Raw genomic sequence first — 22,512 nt, forward strand, 5'->3', positions numbered from 1 at the left:
GTCGCGAATCCTCATGGCAAGTGAAAACCCCTCGCCGTCGCGGCGAGGGGCGGGGCGGTTCAGCCGGTTTTCTTCAGCGGCTCGGCGGCGGGCTTGCCGGCCGCGGCGGCGCCGGCCTGCAGCCAGGACATGCGCGCGCGCAGCTTGGCGCCGACCTGCTCGATCGGATGCTCCAGGTCCGCCTGCTTGAAGCGCTTGTAGTTGGGCAGGCCGGCCTGGTACTCGGCGATCCAGTTGCGCGCGAAGGTGCCGTCCTGGATGTCGGTGAGCACGTCCTTCATGCGCGCCTTGGTGCCGGCGTCGATCACGCGCGGGCCGCTGACGTAGTCGCCGTACTGCGCGGTCTCGGAGACGAATTCCAGCATGCGCGCGATGCCGCCTTCGTAGAACAGGTCCACGATCAGCTTCAGCTCGTGCAGCACTTCGTAGTAGGCGATCTCCGGCTGGTAGCCGGCTTCCACCAGGGTCTCGAAGCCGGCCTGCACCAGCGAGCTGGCGCCGCCGCACAGCACGGCCTGCTCGCCGAACAGATCCGTCTCGGTCTCTTCCTTGAAGTCGGTCTTGATCAGCAGGGCGCGGCCGCCGCCGATGCCGTCGGCATAGGCCTTGGCCTTGGCTTCGGCCTCGCCGGTGACGTCCTGGTGGATCGCCCAGATGCTGGGTACGCCGCGGCCGATCTCGTATTCACGGCGCACCAGCGCGCCCGGGCCCTTGGGCGCGACCAGGATCACGTCGATGTCCTCGCGCGGGGCGATCTGCTTGAAGTGCACGTTGAAGCCGTGCGCGAACAGCAGGGCCGCGCCGGCCTTGATGTTCGGCTCGATCGATTCCTTGTACAGCGCCGGCTGCACCATGTCGGGCGTCAGCACCGCGACCAGGTCGGCGCCGCGCACGGCGTCGCCCGGCTCGGCCACCTTGAAGCCTTCGGCGGTGGCGCGCTCCCACGAGGGGCCGCCCTTGCGCAGGCCGACCACGACGTCGAGGCCGGAGTCGCGCAGGTTGAGGGCGTGCGCGCGGCCCTGGCTGCCGTAGCCGAGCACGGCGATGCGGGCGTTGGCCAGCGTCGGGTTGGAAGTGGTGCTGCTCATGCGGTGACTCCTTCGGTAGCGGTGACTTGAACGTGTGTGGGGGTGGAGACAGCGGTGTTCGGATGGGTGTTGGCGCCGTCGGAGGCGGAACCGACCAGGCGCGCGTACTTGGCCAGGGCGCCGGTGGTGACTTTCGGTGCGGGCGCGGTCCAGTGCTTGCGGCGCTCGGCCAGGTCCGCGTCGGTTTCGATGGCGCGCAGGCCGGCGTCGATGCGGATGCGGTCGCCGTCGCGCAGCAGCGCGATCGGGCCGCCGCGCACGGCTTCGGGCGCCATGTGGCCGACCATGAAACCGTGGGTGGCGCCGGAGAAGCGGCCGTCGGTGATCAGCGCGACGTCGTCGCCCAGGCCGCGGCCGATCAGCGCGGCGGTGACGCCGAGCATCTCGCGCATGCCGGGGCCGCCTGCCGGGCCTTCGTTGCGGATCACGATCACGTCGCCCTTGGCGATGCGGCCTTGCTGCACGGCGGCGAAGGCCTGCTCCTCGCTCTCGAACACGCGGGCGGTGCCTTCGAAATGCGTGGCGCCCTTGCCGGCACCGCTCTTACCGGGAATCTTCAGGATGCAGCCTTCCGGCGCGAGGTTGCCGTACAGGATGGAATAGCCGCCGCGCGGCTTGAGCGGCCGGGCGACCGGCAGGATCACGTCCTGCTCCGCCGCGCGCGGCGCCGCCGCGGCTTCCTCGAACAGGCTGCGGCCGGTGACGGTGGGGGCGTCTTCCAGCATGTCCGCAGCAATCAGTTCCTGCGCCACGCGCGCGGCGCCGCCGGCGCCGAACATTTCCACCGCGGTGTAGCGGCCGCCGGGCAGCAGGTCGGCGATCACCGGCGTATGCACGGAGGCCGGCTCGAAATCCTCCAGCGTCCACGGCGCGCCGGCCTCGCGCGCGATCGCCAGCAGATGCAGCACCGCATTGGTGGAGCCGGCGGTGGCGGCGACCATGCGCGCGGCATTGCGCAGCGAAGTGCGGTTGATCAAGCCGCGCGGCGTGCGCTGCTCGCGCAGGCAGTCCATCACCAGCTCGCCGCAGCGGCGCGCGGCGGCGGCCTTGGCCGGATGCGTGGCGGGAATGTCGTTGAAGCCCATCGGCGACAGGCCCAGCGTGGTCAGCACCATGGCCATGGTGTTGGCGGTGAACTGGCCGCCGCAGGCGCCTGCGCCGGGGCAGGCGTCGCGCTCGACCGAGGCCAGTTCGGCGTCGTCGATCTTGCCCGCGCCGTGCGCGCCGACCGCTTCGAACACCTGCTGGATGGTGATCGGGTGCTGGTCGTGCGTGCCGTGCGCGATGGTGCCGCCGTACAGCGCCACCGCCGGGATATCCAGGCGCGCCATGGCCATGGCAGCGGCGGGGATGGTCTTGTCGCAGCCGCACAGCACCACCATCGCGTCGAGGCAGTGGCCGTCGACGGCCAGCTCGATCGAGTCGGTGATCACTTCGCGGCTGATCAGCGAGGCGCGCATGCCGGGCGTGCCCATGGCGATGCCGTCGGTGACCGCGATGGTGTTGAACTCCACCGGCGTGCCGCCGGCGGCGCGGATGCCTTCGGCCACGTGCTCGGCCAGTTCGCGCAGGTTGAGATTGCAGGGGCTGACGTTGGACCAGGTATGCACCACCGCCACCAGCGGCTTGGCGATGGCGCCGTCGTCCAGCCCGGTGGCGCGCAGCATCGCGCGCGCGGGGGCGCGGTCGGCGCCGGTCTTGATGAGATCACTGCGCATGGAAAGAAACGCTCCGGATGGCATGACAACGGGTTGCTCTACAGCAGGTTGCTCCCCCTGCGCGCAGGGGCACGCGGGACAGGGCGCGGGGAGTGGCGTTCACTCGGGGCGGAGTGAGCGACGCCCTCATATCCCGCCGCGCGCAGGGGGAAGCAGGCGGCACGGAAGCCGCGCGGGCAGCCGTTAGCCGCACGCGCGCGCTCCGCTGAAAAAGGCTTCCGAGTTGGCGACGTGCTCGTCCAGCGCCGCGACCACCGCTGCGCGGATCGCCGCGGTGCCGGCGTCGCCGCCGATGTCGCGGCTGCGCGGGCCGTGCTGCAGCACGTGCTCCACGGCCGCTTCCACCGCGCCGGCTTCTTCTTCCAGGCCCAGCGAGTGGCGCAGCAGCATGGCGGTGGACAGGATCGCGCCGACCGGGTTGGCCACGCCCTTGCCGGCGATGTCCGGCGCGGAGCCGTGGATCGGCTCGTACAGGCCGCGCGCGCCTTCGCCCAGCGAGGCCGAGGGCAGCAGGCCCAGCGAACCGGCCAGCGCTGCGGCTTCGTCGGTGAGGATGTCGCCGAACAGGTTCTCGGTGACCACCACGTCGTAGCTGGCCGGCTGGGTCAGCAGCAGCATGGCCATGGAGTCGACCAGCTGGTGTTCGAGTTTCACGTCCGGATAGTCGGCGGCGATGCGCTGCACCGTGCTGCGCCACAGGCGCGAGGTTTCCAGCACGTTGGCCTTGTCCACCGAGGTGACCTTGTGGCGGCGGCCGCGCGCCAGCTCGAAGGCGCGCCGCACCACGCGCTCGACTTCGGCCACGGTGTACTTGCACTCGTCGGTGGCGGTGTCGGCGGTGCGCGTCTTGGCGCCGAAGTAGGCGCCGCCGGTGAGTTCGCGCACGAACAGCACGTCCACGTTGCGCAGCTTGTCGTCCTTCAGCGGCGACAGCGCGGTCAGCGCCGGATGCACCTGCAGCGGACGCAGGTTGGCGTAGACGCCCAGCGCCGCGCGCAGCGCCAGCAGGCCCTGCTCGGGGCGCACCGGCGCGGACGGGTCGGACCACTTCGGCCCGCCCACCGCGCCCAGCAGCACCGCGTCGGCGGACTGGCACGCGGCCAGCGCATCGGCCGGCAGCGGCTCGCCGGTGGCGTCGATGGCGCAGCCGCCGATCAGGTGTTCCTCGTACTCGAAGCTGTGCTCGTAATGGGCGGCGACGGCTTCCAGCACGGCAACGGCGGCGGCGGTGACTTCCGGACCGACGCCGTCGCCGGGCAGGGTGACGATGCGGGCTTTCATGCGGCTTGCTCCAGATGCTGTTCGTAGTGGGCGATGGCGTCGGCGTGCTGCAGCAGGTAGCCGAGCTGGTCGACGCCGTTCAGCAGGCAATGGCGGGCGAAGGGTTCGAGCTGGAACGGGATGCGGCCGCCATCGGGCAGGGCGATGTACTGGCCTTGCACATCGATGGTCAGCTCGGTGCCGGGGTGGGTCAGCAGCCAGTGGTGCTCGGCTTCGGACACCACGATGGCCAGCAGGCCGTTCTTCAGCGCGTTGTTGCGGAAGATGTCGGCGATCTCGCTGCACAGCACGGCCTGGATGCCGTAGTCCAGCAGCGCCCACGGCGCGTGTTCGCGCGAGGAACCGCAGCCGAAGTTGCGGCCGGCGACCAGGATGGCGCAGCCCTTGGCCTGCGGCTGGTTGAGCGGGAAGGCCGGGTTGTCGCTGCCGTCCGGCAGGTAGCGCCAGTCGTTGAAGCACAGCTTGCCCAGGCCGGCGCGCTCGGTGGTGGTGAGGAAGCGCGCCGGGATGATGCGGTCGGTGTCGATGTTCTCGTCGGCCAGCACGGCGGTGCGGGAATGGAGGCGGGTGACGGGCTTCATTCAATAAACTCCCGAAGGACAGATGCCCTTCTCCCCGCCGGGGAGAAGGTGCCCCGAAGGGGCGGATGAGGGGCGGGTGCTCGCGGTAGCGCACATCGAAATCACGCGGCAGCCTCCACCAGGTATTCGCGCGGGTCGGCGATGGAACCGGCCAGGGCGGAGGCGGCGGCGGTGGCGGGGCTGGCCAGCACGGTGCGCGCGCCCTTGCCCTGGCGGCCTTCGAAGTTGCGGTTGGAGGTGCTCACCACCAGCTGGCCCGGTTGCGCCAGGTCGCCGTTCATGGCGATGCACATCGAGCAGCCCGGCACGCGCCACTCGGCGCCGGCCGCGGTGAACACCTGGTGCAGGCCTTCGCGCTCGGCATCGCGGCGCACCGCTTCGGAGCCCGGTACCACCAGCATGCGCACGCCGTCGGCGATGCGGCGGCCGCGCAGGATCTCGGCCGCCTCGCGCAGATCCGACAGGCGCGAGTTGGTGCAGCTGCCGATGAAGACGACATCCACCGGCGTGCCCTGCATCGGCTTGCCCGGCTGCGCGCGCATGTAGTCCAGCGCGCGGGTTTCCTGCGCGGTGCGTGCGGCGGGTACCGGCACGTCCATGGCGATGGCCATGCCCGGATGGGTGCCGTAGGTGACGGTGGGCTTGACCTTGCTGGCGTCGATGCGCACTTCGCGGTCGTAGCTGGCGCCGGCGTCGGTGCGCAGCGCGCGCCACTTGGCAACGGCAGCGTCCCAGGCGGCGCCTTGCGGCACGCGCGGACGGCCCTTCAGCCAATCGAAGGTGACCTCGTCCGGCGCGATCAGGCCAGCGCGCGCGCCGGCTTCGATCGACATGTTGCACACCGTCATGCGCTCGTCCATCGACAGCGCCTCGATGGCTTCGCCGCGGTATTCGATGACGTGGCCGGTGCCGCCGTCGACGCCGATCTCGCCGATGATGTGCAGGATCAGGTCCTTCGCGCCCACGCCCTTGGGCAGCTGGCCGTCGACGTGGATGGCCAGCGTCCTGGGCTTGCGCTGCAGCAGGCATTGCGTGGCCATCACGTGGCCGACTTCGGTGGTGCCGATGCCGAACGCCAGCGCGCCGAACGCACCGTGCGTGGAGGTGTGGCTGTCGCCGCAGACGATGGTCATGCCCGGCTGGGTCGCGCCCAGCTCCGGGCCGATCACGTGCACGATGCCGCGCTCGCTGCTGTCCCAGCCGTGCAGCTCGACGCCGAACTCGCGGCAGTTCGCTTCCAGCTGGGCGACCTGGGCTTTCGCTTCCTCGTTGGCGTAGGGGCGCTCGCCCTTGTCGTTCGCGGGCAGCGTGGGCGTGGAGTGATCCAGCGTGGCCAGGGTGCGGTCGGCGCGGCGCAGTTTCAGGCCGCGCTCGCGCAGTTCGCTGAAGGCCTGCGGCGACGTGACTTCGTGCACCAGGTGCAGGTCGATGTACAGGATGGCCGGCGTGTCGGCGGTTTCGGGCGCGACGACATGCGCATCCCACAATTTCTCGAACAGGGTGCGCGCGCTCATGCGGCCACCTGCTCGGTGGCTTGCGTGTGCACCGGCGTCAGCCAGCCCCAGCGGTCGTCCGTGGTGCCGTCGAACAGGCCGAAGAAGGCGTCCTGCAGGGCGCGGGTGACCGGGCCGGGGCGGCCGGTGCCGACCGGCTTGCGGTCGACCGAGCGCACGGGGGTGATCTCGGCGGCGGTGCCGGTCATGAACACTTCGTCGGCGGTGTACAGCGCTTCGCGCGGCAGGTCGCGTTCCTCGACCTTGATGCCCAGGTCTTCCGCCAGCGTCATCACGGTGTCGCGGGTGATGCCGGCCAGGATGCCGGCGCTGGTCGGAGGCGTGAGCAGCTTGCCGTTCTTCACCACGAACACGTTTTCGCCGGCGCCCTCGCTCAGCAGGCCGTTGTGGCCGAGCGCGATGCCTTCGGCGTAGCCGCCGCGGCGCGCTTCCAGGCCGATCAGCTGGCTGCTCAGGTAATTGCCGCCGGCCTTGGCCCAGCTCGGCACGGTGTTCGGCGCGGGGCGCTGCCAGGAGGACACGCACACGTCGGCGCCGTGCTCGCGCGCATCGCCGAGATAGGCGCCCCATTCCATCGCCATGATCGCCACGTCCACCGGCGCGCCGGGCTTGGCCAGCACGCCCAGGCCGCCCGCGCCGCGGAACACGATCGGGCGCACGTAGGCTGAACTCATGCGGTTGGCGCGGATCACTTCCATGCAGGCGGCGTTGATCTCGTCTTCGCTGTAGCCGATCTCGATCTCGTACACGCGCGCCGACTCGAACAGGCGGCGGGTGTGGTCGGCCAGGCGGAAATAGGCCGGGCCCAGCGGCGTGGCGTACACGCGCTCGCCTTCGAACACGGAGGAGCCGTAGTGCAGCGCGTGGGTGCTGACGTGGACCGTGGCTTCGGTCCACGGCTTGATCTGGCCGTTGTGCCAGAGAAAGGGCGTGGTCATGCGGTGGCTCCTTGGACTTGCGGTTGCGCGGCGGCGGTCGGGGCGGCCTGCCGCTCGATGCGGTTGACGATGGAAAGCGCGGCCAGCGCGGTGGCCTCGACGATGTCGGTGCTGACGCCGTTGCCGCGCCAGTCGCGCGCGGCGTGGCGCGCGGTGAGCTGGGCCTGGCCCTGGGCGTCGCCGCCTTCGCTGACGGCGCGCACCTGGAACTGGGTCAGCTCCAGGCCGGTGCCGGTGGCGCGCTCGATGGCGCGCAGCACGGCGTCGACCGGGCCGTCGCCGATCGCGGCTTCGCCGACCTCGCGGCCGTCGTCGTGGGCCAGGCGCACCGAGGCGGACGCGCTGCCGCCCAGGTGCGAGGTGGAATTGAGCTGCACGATGCGCCAGGGGCCGGCGGCATCCGGGTCCTGGCCCAGCGCCAGCGCTTCCAGGTCTTCGTCGTGGATCTCGCGCTTCTTGTCGGCCAGCGTCTTGAAGCGCGCGAAGATCTCGTCCATCGCGGCTTCTTCCGGGCTGTGGCCCAGCGACTGCAGGCGCGAGCGCAGCGCGTGGCGGCCGGAATGCTTGCCCAGCACCAGCTTGGTCTCGCCCATGCCGACGTCCTGCGGACGCATGATTTCGTAGGTGTCGCGGTGCTTGAGCATGCCGTGCTGGTGGATGCCCGATTCGTGCGCGAAGGCGTTGTCGCCGACGATGGCCTTGTTGCGCGGCACGGCCTGGCCGGTGAGCTGGGTCAGCAGGCGCGAGGTCTGCACCAGGCGGCGCGCGTCGATGCGCGAATCCACGCCGAAGTAGGGGCCGCGCACGCGCAGTGCCATCACCACTTCTTCCAGCGAGGCATTGCCGGCGCGCTCGCCGATGCCGTTGATGGTGCATTCGATCTGCCGCGCGCCGGCGCTCACCGCGGCGAGGCTGTTGGCCACCGCCATGCCGAGGTCGTCGTGGCAGTGCGAGGAGAACACCACGCGCTCGGCGCCCTTCACGTGCTTGCGCAGGTAGGCGAAGCGTTCGGCGATTTCCGCGGGGGTGACGTAGCCGACCGTGTCCGGTGCGTTGACCGTGGTGGCGCCGGCGGCGATCGCGGCGCTGAACACTTCGGCCAGGTAATCGGGCTCGGTGCGCATGGCGTCTTCGGCGGAGAACTCCACTTCGTGGCACAAGGCCTTCGCGCGCTCGACGGCGGCGATGGCGGTGTCGATCACCTGCTGCTTGCTCATGCCCAGCTTGTGCTCGCGGTGCAGCGGGCTGGTCGACAGGAACACGTGGATGCGCGAGTGCTGCGCGGCTTCCAGCGCGCGGCCGGCGGTGTCGATATCCGCCGTCTGGCAGCGCGCCAGCGCGCAGACGGTGGAGTGGCGCACGGACCTGGCGATCTCGGCGACGGCGGCGAAGTCGTCCGGCGACGCCTGCGGGAAGCCCGCTTCCATCACGTCCACGCCCAGCGCTTCGAGCGCATGCGCCATGCGCAGCTTGGCGCGGCGGTCCATGCCGAAGCCGGGCGCCTGTTCGCCGTCGCGCAGGGTGGTGTCGAAGATGCGCACGCGGTCGTCGGCTACTACGCCGTCCTCGCTGCTGTCGTTGCTGTGCTGGGTGTCGTTGGTCATGTCGGCTCCGTTGCGGTGCTGGGCCGAGGGCAACAAAAAACCCCGCATCCTGTTCGGGTGCGGGGTTCTTTAGGAGTATTCAGGTCAGTCTTGCTTTACCTGGACACACGCCCTCAGCCCGCACCTCCGTTGGTAATAAGGAGTACGAGTACAAGGGCAAGAAGGAGGTTGCCGCGGAGCCGCAGCAGGCCGTGAACCGCTGGAGGGCGGGTCCTTTCGGCGATGCTGGCGGTGGTGTTGCGATGCGACATGTCATCGACCCTAACGGGGCTCGTCGGGGCGTGTCAACAGTTTCTTGTGTAATGATCGAAAAAAGTTTGCTCGATCACATTTGGACGTCCAGATGGCTGGATGCGATGAGAGCGCGATTATTCGTGGTGATTTCGTGGATGCGCATGGATCGAGGAAAAGCCTGGAAATCAGACCATTCCTACATATCGCATCGAAGGTCGACAAGTAAGTCGACGCATTTCAGCGCTTTGCGTCCACTGGTACGTCGAGCTGCATGCAAGACCATGCAGTGGCGTACGGAGTCATTCGAGGCCAACTTTACCGGGGCGAAAAGCGCTTGCGGCGGGGCACAAAAAGCGGTCGATCGCGTACATCGGGTGAGGCCGCCGGGGCGTGCCGACGCCCTCACCGGTCAGCAGAACCAAGGTTGCAGTTCGCCCATGCGTCCGCCTCGCGCGTTCGCCCGGACATTCAACCCAGCCGGCGCGCCTGCCGCGGCGCGGCTCCATCCAGCAGCCATGCCTTCAGCCCCTCGTCGCTGGCTTCCAGCGCTTCGGCATGCGCCGGCCGGCCGAGCATGGCGGCCAGTGCGGGCGGCAAGGGCACGGTCTGCCCGATCAGCGGTTCGATGACGCTTTCGAATTTGGCCGGATGCGCGGTGGCCACCACGGCCCAGTCGGCCCGGTCCGCGCGAAGGTCGAGCCGGTGCATGGCGGTAGCGGTGTGCGGGCAGAACACTTCGCCATGCGCGGCGTGGCTGCGCACGGTGGCGCGGATGGTCTGGTCGTCCACGCTGTGCGAGGAAAGCTGCTGGCGCAGGTCCGTGTCGTAGGGGAAGGTCCAGCGCAGCCGCTCGAAGTTGCTGGGCGCGCCCACGTCCATCGCATTGGCCAGCGTCGCGACCGCGGCGCGCGGCGCGTACGCAGCGCCGGCGAAGTAATCCGGCAGCGTCTCGTTGGCATTGCAGGCCAGCTCGATGGCGCCGACCGGCAGTCCCATCTCGCGCACCCACACCGCGGCGAGCGCATTGCCGAGATTGCCGGTGGGCACCACGAAGTTGAGCGGGCGGCCGTGCTCGTGCCACCAGCGCAGCGAAGCGTGCGCGTAGTAGGCCATCTGCGGCAGCAGGCGGCCGAGGCTGATGCTGTTGGCGGACGACAGCGGCCGCTGCGCCTGCAGCGCCTTGTCGTTGAGCGCGGCCTTGACCATGCGCTGGCAGTCGTCGAAGCGGCCGGCCACGCGCAGCGCGCGCACGTTGTCGCCGAAGCAGCCCAGCTGGTGCGCCTGGCGCGGCGAGACCAGCCCGTCGGGATAGAGGATCACCACCTCCACGCCCGGCTGCCGGTGGAACGCGGCGGCCACCGCCGCGCCGGTATCGCCGGAGGTGGCGACCAGGATCGTCAGCGGCGGCTCGCCCGCATGGCGCAGGCGGCGGAAACAGCTGGCGAGAAAGCGGGCGCCGAAATCCTTGAACGCGGCGCTGGGGCCGTGGAACAGCTCCAGCATGGCGGCGCCGGGGTGCTGCGGCAGCGGGCGCAGCGGCGCGTCGAAGGCGAAGGCCTCGGCGCAGATGGCCGGCAGTTCGGCGGCCAGCGCATGGCCGGCGAAGAACGGGCGCAGCAGGCGCGCGGCGGTGTCGGCGAGGCTGCCCTGCGCGTCGAAGTCGCCCGGCTTGAGGCTGGGCAGCGCTTCCGGCACGTACAGGCCCCCATCGGGTGCGAGGCCCGCGGCGATCGCCTCGCCGATGCCGGCGCCTTCCGCGGCGCCGCGGGTGCTGTGATAGAGCAGCGGTTCACTCATGCCTTGCGCTCCACGTCGATCAATGCGGCGGCCGGCCCGGCGACGGGCGAGACCAGGGTGTCGCTGTCCAGGCCCGCTTCGGCGAAGGCCGCGGCCATCGCGGCCGCCGCGGCCTGGGCTTCTTCGCGGCGTTCGAACCAGCCGAACACGCTGGGACCGGCGCCGGAAATGCTGGCGCCCATGGCGCGGTGATCCATCGCCGCCTGCTTCACCCGCGCAAAGCCCGGGATCAGCGGTGCGCGGCGCGGTTCCACCAGCACGTCGTTCAAGCCTTCGCGCACCAGCGCCGCATCGCCCTGCCAGCAGCCGGCCAGGGTGAGCGAGAGATTGGCGCTCTGCGCGACGAATTCGCCCAGCTGGTAGGCGCCGGCCAGCGCGGCGCGCGCCTTGCGCGTCTCCAGCACCATGTGCGGATGGACCAGGGCGCAATGCCAGGCCTCCGGCACCGGCACGCGCACCAGGCGGTCGCGCGTGGCCAGCACCAGGCCGCCGAGCAGCATGGGGCCGACGTTGTCGCCGTGGCGGCCGCCGCTGGCCACGGCCTCGCCTTCCAGCGCGAAGCCGTACAGCGCTTCCATCGGCAGCGGGCGTTCCAGCAGCGCGTTGGCGGCCACCAGCGCGGCCACGCAGGACGAGGCCGAGCCGCCCATGCCCGAACCCAGCGCGATGCCCTTGTGCAGCACCAGCTCGAAGCCGTGGCGCAGCCCCAGCGCCTTGCGCAGCGCCATCAGCGCCATGCCGGCGGTGTTCTGCGCGGCGTCCAGCGGCAGGTCGACCACCACGCCTTCGATGGCGGCGATGCGCACCACCGGTTCTTCGATGCGGCGCACCGTGGCGCGGTCGCCGGCGCCGGCGAGGCTGTGGCCGAGCACGTCGAAGCCGACGCCGACGTTGCCGACGCTGGCCGGCGCCAGGGCCTGGGCGGAAAGAGCGCGTTGGGGAGAGCGGGCCATCGGTTCCGGTGATCGGGCAAGTTGGGCGTTCATGCGCGCGCCTCCAGCGACTCGGCGATGCGCAGCAGGTCGCCGAACACGCCCGCGGCCGTCACTTCCGGCCCGGCGCCCGGTCCCTGCACCAGCAGCGGATTATCGTGGTAACGGCGCGTGGTGAATTGCACCACGTTGTCGGTCAGGCGCGTGTGCGCGAAAGGGTGGGACGCGGGCAGCACGGCCAGCTTCACGCTGGCGCGGCCGTCGCGGTCCAGGCTGGCGACGTGGCGCAGCACGCCGCCCTCGGCGCGGGCGATGGCCAGCTGCGCGGCCATGGGCGCGTCCAGTTCGTGCAGGCGCGCCATGAAGGCTTCGGGGTCCAGCGCGGCCAGTTCCGCCGGCACCAGGCTCTGCACGTTCACCTCGTCCAGCGACAGCGCCCAGCCGGCTTCGCGGGCCAGGATCACCAGCTTGCGCGCCACGTCCAGGCCGGACAGGTCGTCGCGCGGATCGGGTTCGGTATAGCCCAGCGCATGCGCCTCGCGCACCAGCGCGGAGAACGGGCGGCCGCCGTCGTGGCGGTTGCACAGCCAGGCCAGCGTGCCGGAGAACATGCCGTCGACGGCGAGCAGCTCATCGCCGGTGTCGAGCAGGTCGCGCAGCGTCTGCACCACCGGCAGGCCGGCGCAGACGGTGGCTTCGTAGCGGAAGCGCGCGCCGGCATGGCTGGCCGCGCGGATCGCCTGCCAGCGCTCCAGCGGGCCGCTGCCGGCGAGCTTGTTGGGGGTGACCACGTGCACGCCTTCGGCGAGCCAGCCGGCGTAGTGCGCGGCCACTTCATCGTTGGCGCTGCAGTCGATCAGCATGGCGTGGCGGCCGCCTTCGCCGAGCACGTGGCGCGCGAACTGGCGCAGGTCGGCGGGGCGCCAGGTCTGGGCGCGGTCGCAGCGGCGGTTGAGGTCGGGGTCGTCGCAGTCCAGCCACATGCGCTTGCTGGCGGCCACGCCGCACAGCTTCAGTTCCAGGCCGGCTTCGGAAAGGCGCGTCTGCGCCGCACGCAATTGAGTGAGCAGGGCGCTGCCGACACGACCGGGGCCGATCAGACCCACGGCCAGCATGCGGCGGCGTGGAGTGGTCGTCGGCAGCGCCCGGGCAAGCACGGGGTGTTTGGGATGTTCCAGTTGTGGGGCGAGGGCGTTCACGGAGGTCTCCTTGGGTTGGGAGCCCCGTCTCTCGCTTGGCGGTTCGGAGTGGCCCGGCCCGCCTCTTCGAGGGGCGGGGCCGTTGCGTGTGATGAAGCTACTCGCGCGCGGACACCCACCCGTGGCCGGTGGTACCGGTACCGGTGGTAATAATCGTGGCGGAGGAAGCGATGGCGCCGGCCAGCGGCATGCGCCCGGTGAGGACCGGGTTGGAAAGCATGCGGATGGAGGAAGCAATCGGCGACATGCGACCGACCATACGGGCCATGCTGCACCGCAGTCAACAGGTGCAACTGAAACTTTAGGAGCAGGCCGCAGTGACACCCGCGTAACGAGGCGCGGTGTTGAATCCCGCGGACTCAACAACAAGGAGCGATCCCCATGAACAAGCGCACCCGCGGCTTCGCCGCCAGCGGCCTGGCGTGTTGCCTGGCCTTGGCCTGCGGCACCGGCAGCGCGCAGGACCTAGGCAAGCTCGGCGGACTGCTGGGCGGAGGCGGCAGCTCGATGAGCTCCGGCAGCATGGGCAACGTCGCCGGCCTGCTGCAGTACTGCGTGAAGAACAACTACCTCGGCGGCGATTCCGGCGCCTCGGGCATCAAGGACCAGCTGATGGGCAAGCTCGGTGCCGGCGGCGGCGCCTCCACCAGCGGCGAGGCGGCCTCGGGCGGCGACGTGCTGGGCGGGCTGATGGGCAAGAAAAAGAAGAACTCCAGCCAGCCGGCGGGCGGCGATCCCAGCCGCGATCCGAGCTATCTCAGCGGCGCCAAGGGCATCCTGCAGGGCAGCAATGGCAAGAGCCTGGACCTGTCCAGCGTGGGCGGCGGTTCCAGCGACCTGAAGTCGCAGATCACCACCAAGGTGTGCGACACGGTGCTGAAGCAGGGCAAGTCGTTTTTGGGGATGTAGTGCTGCCTGGTGAAACCCTTCTCCCCGCCGGGGAGCACGCGGGGAGAGCACATGGATGTGCTCTGCATCGAGGAGCGAGGAAGGTGGCGGCAGCCGGATGAGGGGCGGGTGCTTGCCACGAGGTATCGACGAAGTGACGCCTGCTTTTGCGTTGCTGCTTCACCGCTCCGTAGGTCCCCCTCACCCCAGCCCTCTCCCCGGCGGGGAGAGGGGGCAGGTGGCGGTTTATTTGGACAGGTCGATCGCGTACACCGCCGTCCCGTCCCCGTTGTCCTTCACCTGCCGCAGGTTCTTCACCCCGGCCTCGCGCGCCTCCGCTTCCTTACCGGCCGCGCCCTTGAACACCACCGGGCCGCGCGTCTTCACCGGCGCGAAGCGCCAGGACCGCTTCGGCAAGGCCTTCGCATCCAGCGTGCGCTGGCGCTCCAGCCACTTGGCCAGGATCTCGCGCGTGCCGTCCGGCGCCGCCAGCACGATGTTCTTGCCGTCCAGGCCCGGGAAATTGCCGCCGCCGCTGGCGCGGTAGTTGTTGGTCACGATGACGAAGGGCTGCTGCGGATCCACCTTCTTGCCCTTCCAGCGCAAGTCGACGATGCGTGCGCCGGCCGGCTTGGTCACGTCGATCACATAGCTGATGTCGCCTTGCAGCTGGTCGAAGTTGTAGCCGGGCATGCGGTCGTTGAGCAGCGGCTGTTCGGCGGTGGCGGACGGGTCGATCTGGCGGAAGCGCTCGGCCGACTTCTCCAGCCACGCCTTCAGGCCCGCGCCGTCGGTTTTCACCGCGGCCAGGGTGTTCGGATAGAAATACAGGTCCGCGGCGCTGCGCAGGCTCAAGGGGCCGGCCGGCACGTCGGTGTAGTCGTCCGGGCCGCCGAAGCCGGTGCGGAAGGCGGCGGCCGAGGCCACCACCGGCACCTTGGCCAGTTCCGGATGGGTCTTGGGCAGCTCGGCCTGCACGTAGTCGCGCTCGGCGGCGTTGACCACCGAAAGCGCCGTCATATTGCCCACGTCGGCGAAATAGCTGCTCAGCCGCAGGCGCGTCTCGCCGATCGGCGTGCTCACGTGCGCCACGGCCGCCGCATGCGCCTGGGCCACCAGCGGGGCGATGGCGGGGTCGGCCGCCACGCATTCGTTCTTCTTCGGGCAGATCGGGCGCACTTCGCTGTGGGTGTGCTCCTTGTCGACCGTCCAGCGGCCGTCGCGGCGCGCCAGCGCCAGCTCGACCACGCCCAGGTCCTTGCCGAAGAAGCCGCCCATCACCGCCGGCACGCCGCGCACGAAGCCGCGCCGGGCGTCCACGTCCTGCATGTCCTGGTAGTGCGGGCCGGGGAATTCGGTGTGCGAATGGCCCAGCAGCAGCACGTCGATGCCGGGCACGGCGGCCAGGTACCAGCCGCCGTTTTCCATGTCGGAGGTATAGGTGGCCGTGTTGAGGCCGCCGTGCAGCACCGCCACGATCAGGTCCGGATGCTGGGCCTGCAGTTCCGGCAGGTATTTCTTCGCCGCTTCCACCACGCCCGTCACGGTGACCTTGCCTTCCAGGTTCTGCTTGTCCCATTCCAGGATCGGCGGCGGGGTGAAGCCGATGATGCCCACGCGCAGCGGCACGGCGCGCTTGCCGCCGCCGGGCGTGTCGACCTGGATGGTCTTCTCCACCACCGTCCACGGCTTGAAGATCGGCGCGCCGTCGCGCGCGCTGAACACATTGGCCAGCACCAGCGGGAAATGCGGGCCGGCGCAGCGGTCGCTGCGGCCGCCGTCGACGTTCATCGGCGTGCCGGTGGCCTGCGACAGGAACGGCAGGCCGTAGTTGAACTCGTGGTTGCCGGCGGTGCCGCCGTCGTAGCCGATGGCGTCCATGGCGGCGTAGATCGACAGCTCCTGCTTGCAGCCGACCGGCTTCACCTGGGCTTCGTAGTCGGCCAGCACGCTGCCCTGGATGGTGTCGCCGCTGTCGAACAGAAAGCTGTTCGGATACTGCTGGCGGGCCTGGCGGATCAAGGTGGCGGTGCGCTCGTAGCCCACCGTGGCATCCGGCTTGAGCTTGTAATAGTCGTAGCTCAGCACGTTGGAGTGGATGTCGGTGGTCTCCAGGATCGCCACCTGGGCGTGGCTGCCGTCCGGCACGCGGTCGGTGCGGGCGCCCTGGGCGGCGCAGCCGGCGAGCAGCACGGCGGTCAGGGCGGCGAGGGGGAGCTGGCGGAGCGGCATGGTGGATTCCCTACGGACCAAAGCAAGCCGCGCAAGCTAGCAGATCGGCATGGCGGGCGATGCCTCGGCCCCGCATGGGCACCGGGCAACGCCGGCTGAACCCTTGCGCGGCGCGGGCTGCCTGTTACCTCTGGTTCTGTCTGTGAAAGAAATGAGAACGTAAGATGGCGCCCTGATGACGGACCGGCCGGAACAGGGGGCCAACGCAACATGCAGAGATGGTCGTTTCGCTTCACGCGGAACAGCGTGGCGTGGCTGTGTGCCACCTTGTTCTTCGCCGGCTGCGTGCGCGCCACCGCCGGCCAGGAACCCGTGCTGCAGCAGCAGAGCTTCGTCTTTGCGCTGATGCTGTGCACCTGCGGCGTGCTGCTGTTCGCGTTCGCGCGCGTGGCCATGGCGCTGGTGGTGACCGGCGCGCTGTTCCTGGGCCTGGATTTCATTTCGGAAATAAAGCAGCAATACCTCGACGCGCCGCTGATGCCGTCGGACTTCGTCTATTACCTGCGTTCCAGCCTGGTCGAAACCCTGGCCCACTACCCGCACCTGTGGGAACTGAGCCTGGGCGTGGCGGTGCTGGTGCCGCTGGGCCTGTGGCTGGTATGGCGCGGCGACCGGCGCATGTTGAACGGCTTGTCGCGGCCCAAGGCGCTGGCCGTGCGCGTCGGCGGCGCGGCGGCCTGCGCGCTGGCGTTCTGGGTCTGCCTGCTGCCGAACGGCCCGTTCGCCCAGGTGCATGCGCGCAATGCGTGGCAGAAGCTGTCGGACGACGCCCAGCTCACCAACTTCTTCGTCAACCTGCAGGACTCCAACGTCGCGCTGCCGCCGATGACCGACGACACCCTGGCCGAGCAGGAGTGGAGCGCCACCGCGCACGGCGGCCACGGCGCGGCGGAGCCGCCGTATCCGGACATTGTGCAGGTGCTGGAGGAAAGCACCTTCGACCCGTCCAATTTCACCGTGTGCAACGTGCCGCAGTGCCGCGTGCAGATGTTCAAGCCGGACAAGTACACGCTGGCCCACGGCCCCTTGCGCGTGCACACCTTCGGCGGCGGCACCTGGGTCAGCGAATTCGCCGTGCTCACCGGCATGCCGCAGGACATCTTCGGTCCCGGCGGCATGTACGCGCCCTACGTGCTGGCGCCGCACGTGCGCGACTCGCTGCCGCAGCAGCTGCAGCGCCTGGGCTACCTCACCGTGGCGATCTACCCCACCAACGGCGCCTTCCTCAACGGCCGCAACGCGTACACGGCCTATGGCTTCGACCAGTTCTACGACGCCAAGGACCTGGGGCTGGACGAGTGGGAGGAAACCGACGCGCAGATGTTCGACGCCGCCAAGCGCGTCTACGACAAGGTGAAGAAGCCGGGCCAGCCGGTGTTCGTGATGATCCTGACCCTGGCCCAGCACGGGCCGCACGACATGGACCCGCTGTCCACCCTGCCGGCGCCGTTCAACCGTCCGCTGCTGAAAGGCCTGGCGGAGAAGCCGGCGCTGAACTTCAACACCTATCTCTCCAACCTGCACAACTCGGATGCCGCGATGGCGCAGCTGGAGAAGGCCTTTCTCAATCGCCCAGAGCCCACCGTGCTGATGCACTTCGGCGACCACCAGCCCTCGTTCAACGGCCTGATCCGCCAGATGGAGCGCAGCTGGCCGCCGGCGCTGCAGCCGTACAAGGACTATCTGTCCTACTACATGATCAAGAGCAACGTGCCGGGCCGGACGCTGCCGAACTACCCGATGCTCGACATCGCCCACCTGCCGAACATGGTGCTGCAGGCGGCGGGCGTGCCGATGGATCCGTACTTCTCCGCGGCCACGGTGCTGCGCGAGCGCTGCAAGGGCCTGTACACCGACTGCATCGACCAGGACCTGGTCAAGTCGTACCACGCGTGGACCTTCAACCACCTGCACGTGTACGAAGAGTAAGGCGTAGGTTGGGGTGAGCCGCAGGCGAACCCCAACGATGCGATGCGTTTGAACGTGCCGATGTTGGGGTTCGCCTGTGGCTCACCCCAACCTACGCCGGGCGTCAGTGACGCTCGGGCTTGGCGTAATCGAAATACGTCCAGCGTTTCCCATCCGCACTCTCGAGCTGCTTCAACTGCAGGCTGAAGTTGTAGCTCGAAGCCGGCAACGCACTGCCGTCCACACGCTGCATGCTCAGGCCGGTCGACGCCTGCGCCGGGCGCAGTTCCGTCGGCGTCACGCGATAGCTGTCCGCCGCCTTGCCCAGCGCGCCGCCGAGCGCCTCGCTCAGCACGCGGCCCTGCGCCTGGGGCAGCTTCAGGCCGAGCAGGGCGGCGATGGTCGGGGCCACGTCGACGTTGCCGCTTGGCAGCGCGTCGCGGAAGCCGCCGCGGAAGCTGGGGCCGGCGGCCAGTAAGGTGTTGTGCACGTCGATCGGGCTGAAGCTGCCGTGTTCGCCGCGTTCGCTGGGCGATTCCGGATAGACCGTGGAGTACTCGGTGCCGCGGAAACCCTGGATCACCGCATCGGCGTCCCAGGCATAGCTGACGATGATGTCCGGACCGCGCGCCGCGTTCTCCAGATGCACGTTCTCCGCCGGCAGGGTGCCCGGCAGGTCGCCGTAGCGCTTGGCCACGAAGACGGCTGCCACGTACTCGCGCGACTGCAGGAAACGCACCGCGCGCTTCACCACCTCGGCGTTGTGCTCGGGCTGGTAGAAGTATTCGGTGCCGCCGTTGGGGGCCAGTACCAGCGCGCCCTTGGGCAGCTTGTCGGGCACCACGTAGCTGGGCGTGGTGTAGGGCATCGGCTTGCCGCACAGGCGGCCGTCGTCGTCGTAGCGGGTCGGCAGCAGCTGCGAGCCGTCGGCGCGGATGCCGGTCATCACCGGCGAGTACACGCAGCCCAGGCCGTCGAAGGACGGAATGCCGCCGCGCGTGGTCAGCTCGTGCGCCATGCGGATGCCGCCGGAGACCGAATAGCCCCATTCGTTGTCCACGCCGGCCACGCGGCCGTCGTTGATCTGGCGCAGCGGGAACAGGTCGCGCGCACCGGCGATATTGCTGTGGCCGTGGTCGGAGACCACGATGATGTCGGTGTCTTCGGCCATGCCCAGCTCGCGCAGCTTCGCTTCCAGCTGGCCCAGCAGCGCGTCCTGCGCCTGCAGCGCGAGATGGAATTCCGGCGCGCCCACGCCGTAGATGTGCTGGGTGGTGTCGGGATTGCGCATCCACACCACGCTCAGGTCCGGCTTGTGCCTGGGCAGCACCTGGTCCAGGTAGACCTTCATCATCCACGCGTTCGCCGCGGTGGGCGGGGTGTCGCCGCCGGCGGTGGCGTCGCTGGTGGCGCCGTCCTTGAGCTTGGCGGCCTTGGCGCGCTCGGTGGGGTCGGCGTTCTCTTCGCTCAGCGTCACTTCGCCTTCGGCGTAGATGTTCGGCGCGGTCTTGGGCAGCGGATAGCCCGCGGCCTGCAGCTCCTTGGCGAAGGACAGCGGCAGCGCGACGCGCTCGTCCAGCAGCAGGCCGACCTTGTCCGGGTCGCCCTGGTTGGGCAGGCGGTAGTTCTGCAGGAAGGCCGCGCCGGACTTGCCGATGGCCGCGGTCTTCAGCCCCGCCTTCTGCGCGGCGGCGAACAGCGTGGGCAGTTCCAGCAGGTCGCCCTTGCTGGCCTTGTCCAGCGCGCGCAGCACCAGGTCGTCCTCGGTGTAGACCGGGTTGCGGAAGCTGACGTCCTCACCGGTAGTGGTGCGCGCCACCGGCTCGCTCTTCAGGCCCGTCTCGCGCGACGCCCAGAAGCGGTTGCCGTAGAAGCCCAGCGGGCCCGGGAAGCTGCCGGTGGCGAAGGTGGAGGCGTTGGCCATGGTGAAGGTGGGGTAGGTCGAGTGGTTGTCCTCGAACCAGGTGCCGCGCTTGCTCAGGGCCAGCAGGTTAGGCGTGTCCTCCTCGCTCACCGCGTCGGGGCGCATGCCGTCCCATACGAACAGGATCACCCGGTGCGGAGCCGCCAGGGCGGGGCTGGCGTAGATGGCGGCGAGCAGCAGGGCGGCCGCGGATTTCAGGGCGCGGCGATGGAGCGGGGGCATGCGAGACCTCGGTCGATGGGAGGAGCGAGCCGGCCATGCTGGGCAAAGGGTGTTGCAGTTTGGTGTCGCCGCCGGGACTTGAACCCTTCTACCGCCGGGAGCACGCGGGCAGCGAGGCAGGTGACGGCAGCCGGATGAGGGTACGGGCGGAGCGATGCACCTGACTCTTGCGCTCCGCCCGTACCCTCACCCCAACGCCTCTCCCAGAGGGAGAGGGGCTCTAAGCGGCGTAGCGCACGCCGCCGATCCAGGTTTCCCGCACGGCCAGGCCGTCGTCCAGCACGGCGAAATCCGCGCGCTGCCCGGCCACGATGCGGCCCAGCTCGCGCTCCAGCCCCAGCCAGGCGGCCGGATACGCGCTGGCCATGCGCGAGGCTTCCGCCAGCGGCAGGCCTACGGCGTTGACCAGGTGGCGTACGCCGGTGGCCATGTCCAGCGCCGAGCCGGCCAGCACGCCGTCGGCGCTCTGGCAGATGCCGTCGCGGGCCACGATAGTCTGGCCGTTGAGCACGTAGGTGGGATCGTCCGCGCCCACCGGCGGCATGGCGTCGGTGACCAGCACGCTCTTGCCGCGCGCCTTGGCCGCGATGGCCACGCGCAGGCTGGCCGGATGCACGTGGTGCAGATCCACGATCAGGCCGCACCAGCTATGCGGATCGTCCAGCGCCGCGCCGACCACGCCGGGTTCGCGGCTGCCCAGCGGCGTCATCGCGTTGTACAGATGGGTGAAGCCGCTGACGCCGGCATCGAGCGCGGCGCGCGTGGTGGCGTAGTCGGCGGCGGTATGGCCGGCCACCACGATCACGCCGGCGGCGCTGAGCTGGCGGATGGTTTCCAGCGGCACGCGTTCCGGCGCCAGGGTCATCATCACCACGCCGCGGTGCCGGCGCGCGATATCGGCGATATCGGCCGCATCGGGCAGGCGGAACAGGTTGGCGTCGTGGATGCCTTTGCGCGCCGGTGCCAGGAACGGGCCTTCCAGATGGATGCCGAGAATGCCCGGCACGCCTTCGGCGATGGCCGCGTCCACGGCTTCCAGCGCCGCGTGCATCACGTCGGCGGTGTCGGTGATCAGCGTCGGCAGCATGCCGGTGGTGCCGAACCGGCGGTGCGCGGCGGCGATGCCGCGCAATGTTTCGACGGTGGGCGCGGCGTTGAACAGCAGCCCGCCGCCGCCGTTGACCTGCACGTCGATAAAGCCGGGCAGCAACAGGCGGCCCTGCAGGTCGTGGCGTTCGGCGTAGCTAAGCGAAGCATCGCCCGCCGGCACCAGCGCCTCGATGCGGCCGCCGCGCAGCAGCACGGCGAGATCATTGCGTGTGCCGTGCTCGCCGAGCACGCGGCCGTTGACCAGGGCGGTAAGCGGTTGCGCTGCGCTCATCACACCGTCTCCGTCACCTTGCGCAGATGCGGCGGTACGTCCGGATCGAAGCCGCGCGCCAGCGCCAGTTCGCTGGCCGCGCGATAGAAGCTCTGCACGGCCAGCAGCGGGGTGACGATCGAATCCATGCCGGCCGGCAGCGGCAGCGCGTCCGGGCCGCTGGCGCCGGGCTTGGCCACCAGCACGCGCGCGCCGCGCGCACGGAATTCCTCGGCCACCGCCAGGGTGCTGTCCAGCGTGTCGTCGCCCTGGGCGAAGAACAGCACCGGGAAACCCGCGCCGACGATCGCCATCGGGCCATGCTTCACTTCCGCCGCGCTGAACGCCTCGGCGTGCAGGCCGCAGGTTTCCTTGAGCTTGAGCGCCGCTTCCAGCGCCGGCCCGAAGCCATAGCCGCGGCCGACCACGAACAGGTTGCGCGCCTCGCGCAGGCCGTCGACCAGCGCGCTCCAGTCGGCGTCCCAGCCGCGCCGCAGGTCGGCCGGCAGGCGCGCCACGTCGGCGTGCAAGGTGTCGTCGTTGCCCCAGTGCGCGGTCAGCTGCAGAACCGCCGCCAGCGTGGCGAGGTAGCTCTTGGTTGCCGCCACGCTCACTTCGGGGCCGGCGCGCAGCGGAATCACCGTATCGGCCAGCGCGGCCAGCGGCGAGTCCTCCACGTTCACCATCGCCACCACCAGGGCGCCCGCATCTTTCGCCGCCTGCGCGCTGCGCAGCAGGTCGGGGCTCTTGCCGGACTGCGAGATGGCCAGGAACAGCGCGCCGTCCAGCTTCAGGTCGGCGTCGTAGATCGAGGCGACCGACGGCGAGGCCGAGGCCGTGAGCAGGCCCAGCCGTGTCTCGAACACGTACTTGGCATACGCCGCCGCATGATCGGAGCTGCCGCGTGCGCAGGTGACGATGAACCGCGGCGGCTCGGCGCGCAGGCGTTCGCCCAGAGCCTTGAGCACGCCGGCATTGGCGGCGAGCTGGCGCTCGACCACGTCGGCGGCCTCGTGGGCCTCGCGGTACATCAGGGTGTCGCTGGCTTGCTTCATGGATGGCGTTCTCGGTGATGCGTGCAGCGACGGCGCG

17 protein-coding genes are annotated in these 22,512 nt (G+C 70.0%); 2 read left to right on the forward strand and 15 right to left on the reverse strand.

Annotated elements, in window-relative coordinates:
- Positions 1-59: 59 nt before the first annotated feature.
- From ilvC to ISN75_RS00320, 11 genes are all read right to left on the reverse strand, one after another.
- Positions 60-1,088, reverse strand: a complete 1,029-nt coding sequence (gene ilvC / locus ISN75_RS00270; protein WP_167254852.1) for a ketol-acid reductoisomerase — start codon at positions 1,086-1,088, stop codon at positions 60-62.
- Positions 1,085-2,806 carry a dihydroxy-acid dehydratase gene (locus tag ISN75_RS00275; protein ID WP_167254854.1) on the reverse strand — a complete coding sequence of 574 codons (1,722 nt, stop codon included), beginning with the start codon at positions 2,804-2,806 and terminating at the stop codon, positions 1,085-1,087. Before ISN75_RS00275 ends, ilvC begins: the two co-directional genes overlap by 4 nt.
- Positions 2,807-2,989: 183 nt before the next feature.
- Positions 2,990-4,087: a 3-isopropylmalate dehydrogenase gene (gene leuB, locus ISN75_RS00280; protein WP_167254856.1), complete on the reverse strand. Its 1,098-nt coding sequence runs from the start codon at positions 4,085-4,087 to the stop codon at positions 2,990-2,992.
- A complete protein-coding gene (gene leuD / locus ISN75_RS00285) occupies positions 4,084-4,668 on the reverse strand; it encodes a 3-isopropylmalate dehydratase small subunit (RefSeq protein ID WP_167254858.1) in 585 nt (194 codons plus the stop codon). The genes leuB and leuD overlap by 4 nt, the downstream gene beginning before the upstream one ends.
- Positions 4,669-4,769: 101 nt before the next feature.
- A complete protein-coding gene (gene leuC, locus ISN75_RS00290) occupies positions 4,770-6,182 on the reverse strand; it encodes a 3-isopropylmalate dehydratase large subunit (protein WP_167254860.1) in 1,413 nt (470 codons plus the stop codon).
- The gene (locus ISN75_RS00295; RefSeq protein ID WP_168648974.1) at positions 6,179-7,120 is read right to left on the reverse strand and encodes a branched-chain amino acid transaminase; all 942 of its coding nucleotides are present in this window, start codon (positions 7,118-7,120) and stop codon (positions 6,179-6,181) included. Before ISN75_RS00295 ends, leuC begins: the two co-directional genes overlap by 4 nt.
- Positions 7,117-8,724: a 2-isopropylmalate synthase gene (locus tag ISN75_RS00300; protein WP_343819284.1), complete on the reverse strand. Its 1,608-nt coding sequence runs from the start codon at positions 8,722-8,724 to the stop codon at positions 7,117-7,119. The genes ISN75_RS00295 and ISN75_RS00300 overlap by 4 nt, the downstream gene beginning before the upstream one ends.
- Positions 8,725-9,426: 702 nt before the next feature.
- Positions 9,427-10,755 carry a threonine synthase gene (thrC, locus tag ISN75_RS00305; protein ID WP_168648972.1) on the reverse strand — a complete coding sequence of 443 codons (1,329 nt, stop codon included), beginning with the start codon at positions 10,753-10,755 and terminating at the stop codon, positions 9,427-9,429.
- Positions 10,752-11,708: a homoserine kinase gene (locus ISN75_RS00310; RefSeq protein ID WP_423385114.1), complete on the reverse strand. Its 957-nt coding sequence runs from the start codon at positions 11,706-11,708 to the stop codon at positions 10,752-10,754. Before ISN75_RS00310 ends, thrC begins: the two co-directional genes overlap by 4 nt.
- A 29-nt stretch (positions 11,709-11,737) precedes the next feature.
- Positions 11,738-12,802 carry a homoserine dehydrogenase gene (locus ISN75_RS00315; protein WP_167255391.1) on the reverse strand — a complete coding sequence of 355 codons (1,065 nt, stop codon included), beginning with the start codon at positions 12,800-12,802 and terminating at the stop codon, positions 11,738-11,740.
- A gap of 181 nt (positions 12,803-12,983) precedes the next feature.
- A complete protein-coding gene (locus tag ISN75_RS00320) occupies positions 12,984-13,133 on the reverse strand; it encodes a hypothetical protein (RefSeq protein ID WP_167254870.1) in 150 nt (49 codons plus the stop codon).
- Between the two features lie 134 nt (positions 13,134-13,267).
- Between ISN75_RS00320 and ISN75_RS00325 the strand changes: the two genes are divergently transcribed.
- Entirely contained in the window at positions 13,268-13,795 is a 528-nt protein-coding gene (locus tag ISN75_RS00325; RefSeq protein WP_168648971.1) for a DUF2501 domain-containing protein, read from the forward strand.
- Positions 13,796-14,020: 225 nt separating this feature from the next.
- Here the strand turns inward: ISN75_RS00325 and ISN75_RS00330 are convergent, their stop codons facing one another.
- Complete coding sequence (locus ISN75_RS00330; protein ID WP_168648970.1) at positions 14,021-16,006, reverse strand: bifunctional 2',3'-cyclic-nucleotide 2'-phosphodiesterase/3'-nucleotidase; 1,986 nt, start codon at positions 16,004-16,006, stop codon at positions 14,021-14,023.
- A 246-nt stretch (positions 16,007-16,252) separates the two neighbouring features.
- On the opposite strand from ISN75_RS00330, the gene ISN75_RS00335 reads away from it, so the two are divergent.
- Entirely contained in the window at positions 16,253-17,935 is a 1,683-nt protein-coding gene (locus ISN75_RS00335; protein ID WP_343203586.1) for an LTA synthase family protein, read from the forward strand.
- 103 nt (positions 17,936-18,038) lie between these two features.
- Here the strand turns inward: ISN75_RS00335 and ISN75_RS00340 are convergent, their stop codons facing one another.
- The 3 genes from ISN75_RS00340 to ISN75_RS00350 all read right to left on the reverse strand — a co-directional run bounded on the left by ISN75_RS00340 (position 18,039) and on the right by ISN75_RS00350 (position 22,475).
- A complete protein-coding gene (locus tag ISN75_RS00340; RefSeq protein ID WP_343819283.1) occupies positions 18,039-20,060 on the reverse strand; it encodes an alkaline phosphatase family protein in 2,022 nt (673 codons plus the stop codon).
- 220 nt (positions 20,061-20,280) lie between these two features.
- Positions 20,281-21,441: an N-acetylglucosamine-6-phosphate deacetylase gene (nagA, locus tag ISN75_RS00345; RefSeq protein ID WP_168648967.1), complete on the reverse strand. Its 1,161-nt coding sequence runs from the start codon at positions 21,439-21,441 to the stop codon at positions 20,281-20,283.
- A complete protein-coding gene (locus tag ISN75_RS00350; RefSeq protein ID WP_167254882.1) occupies positions 21,441-22,475 on the reverse strand; it encodes an SIS domain-containing protein in 1,035 nt (344 codons plus the stop codon). Before ISN75_RS00350 ends, nagA begins: the two co-directional genes overlap by 1 nt.
- Positions 22,476-22,512 lie beyond the last annotated feature (37 nt).

The sequence above is a fragment of the Dyella marensis genome, from assembly GCF_049532885.1.
Taxonomy (GTDB): Bacteria; Pseudomonadota; Gammaproteobacteria; order Xanthomonadales; family Rhodanobacteraceae; genus Dyella_D; species Dyella_D marensis.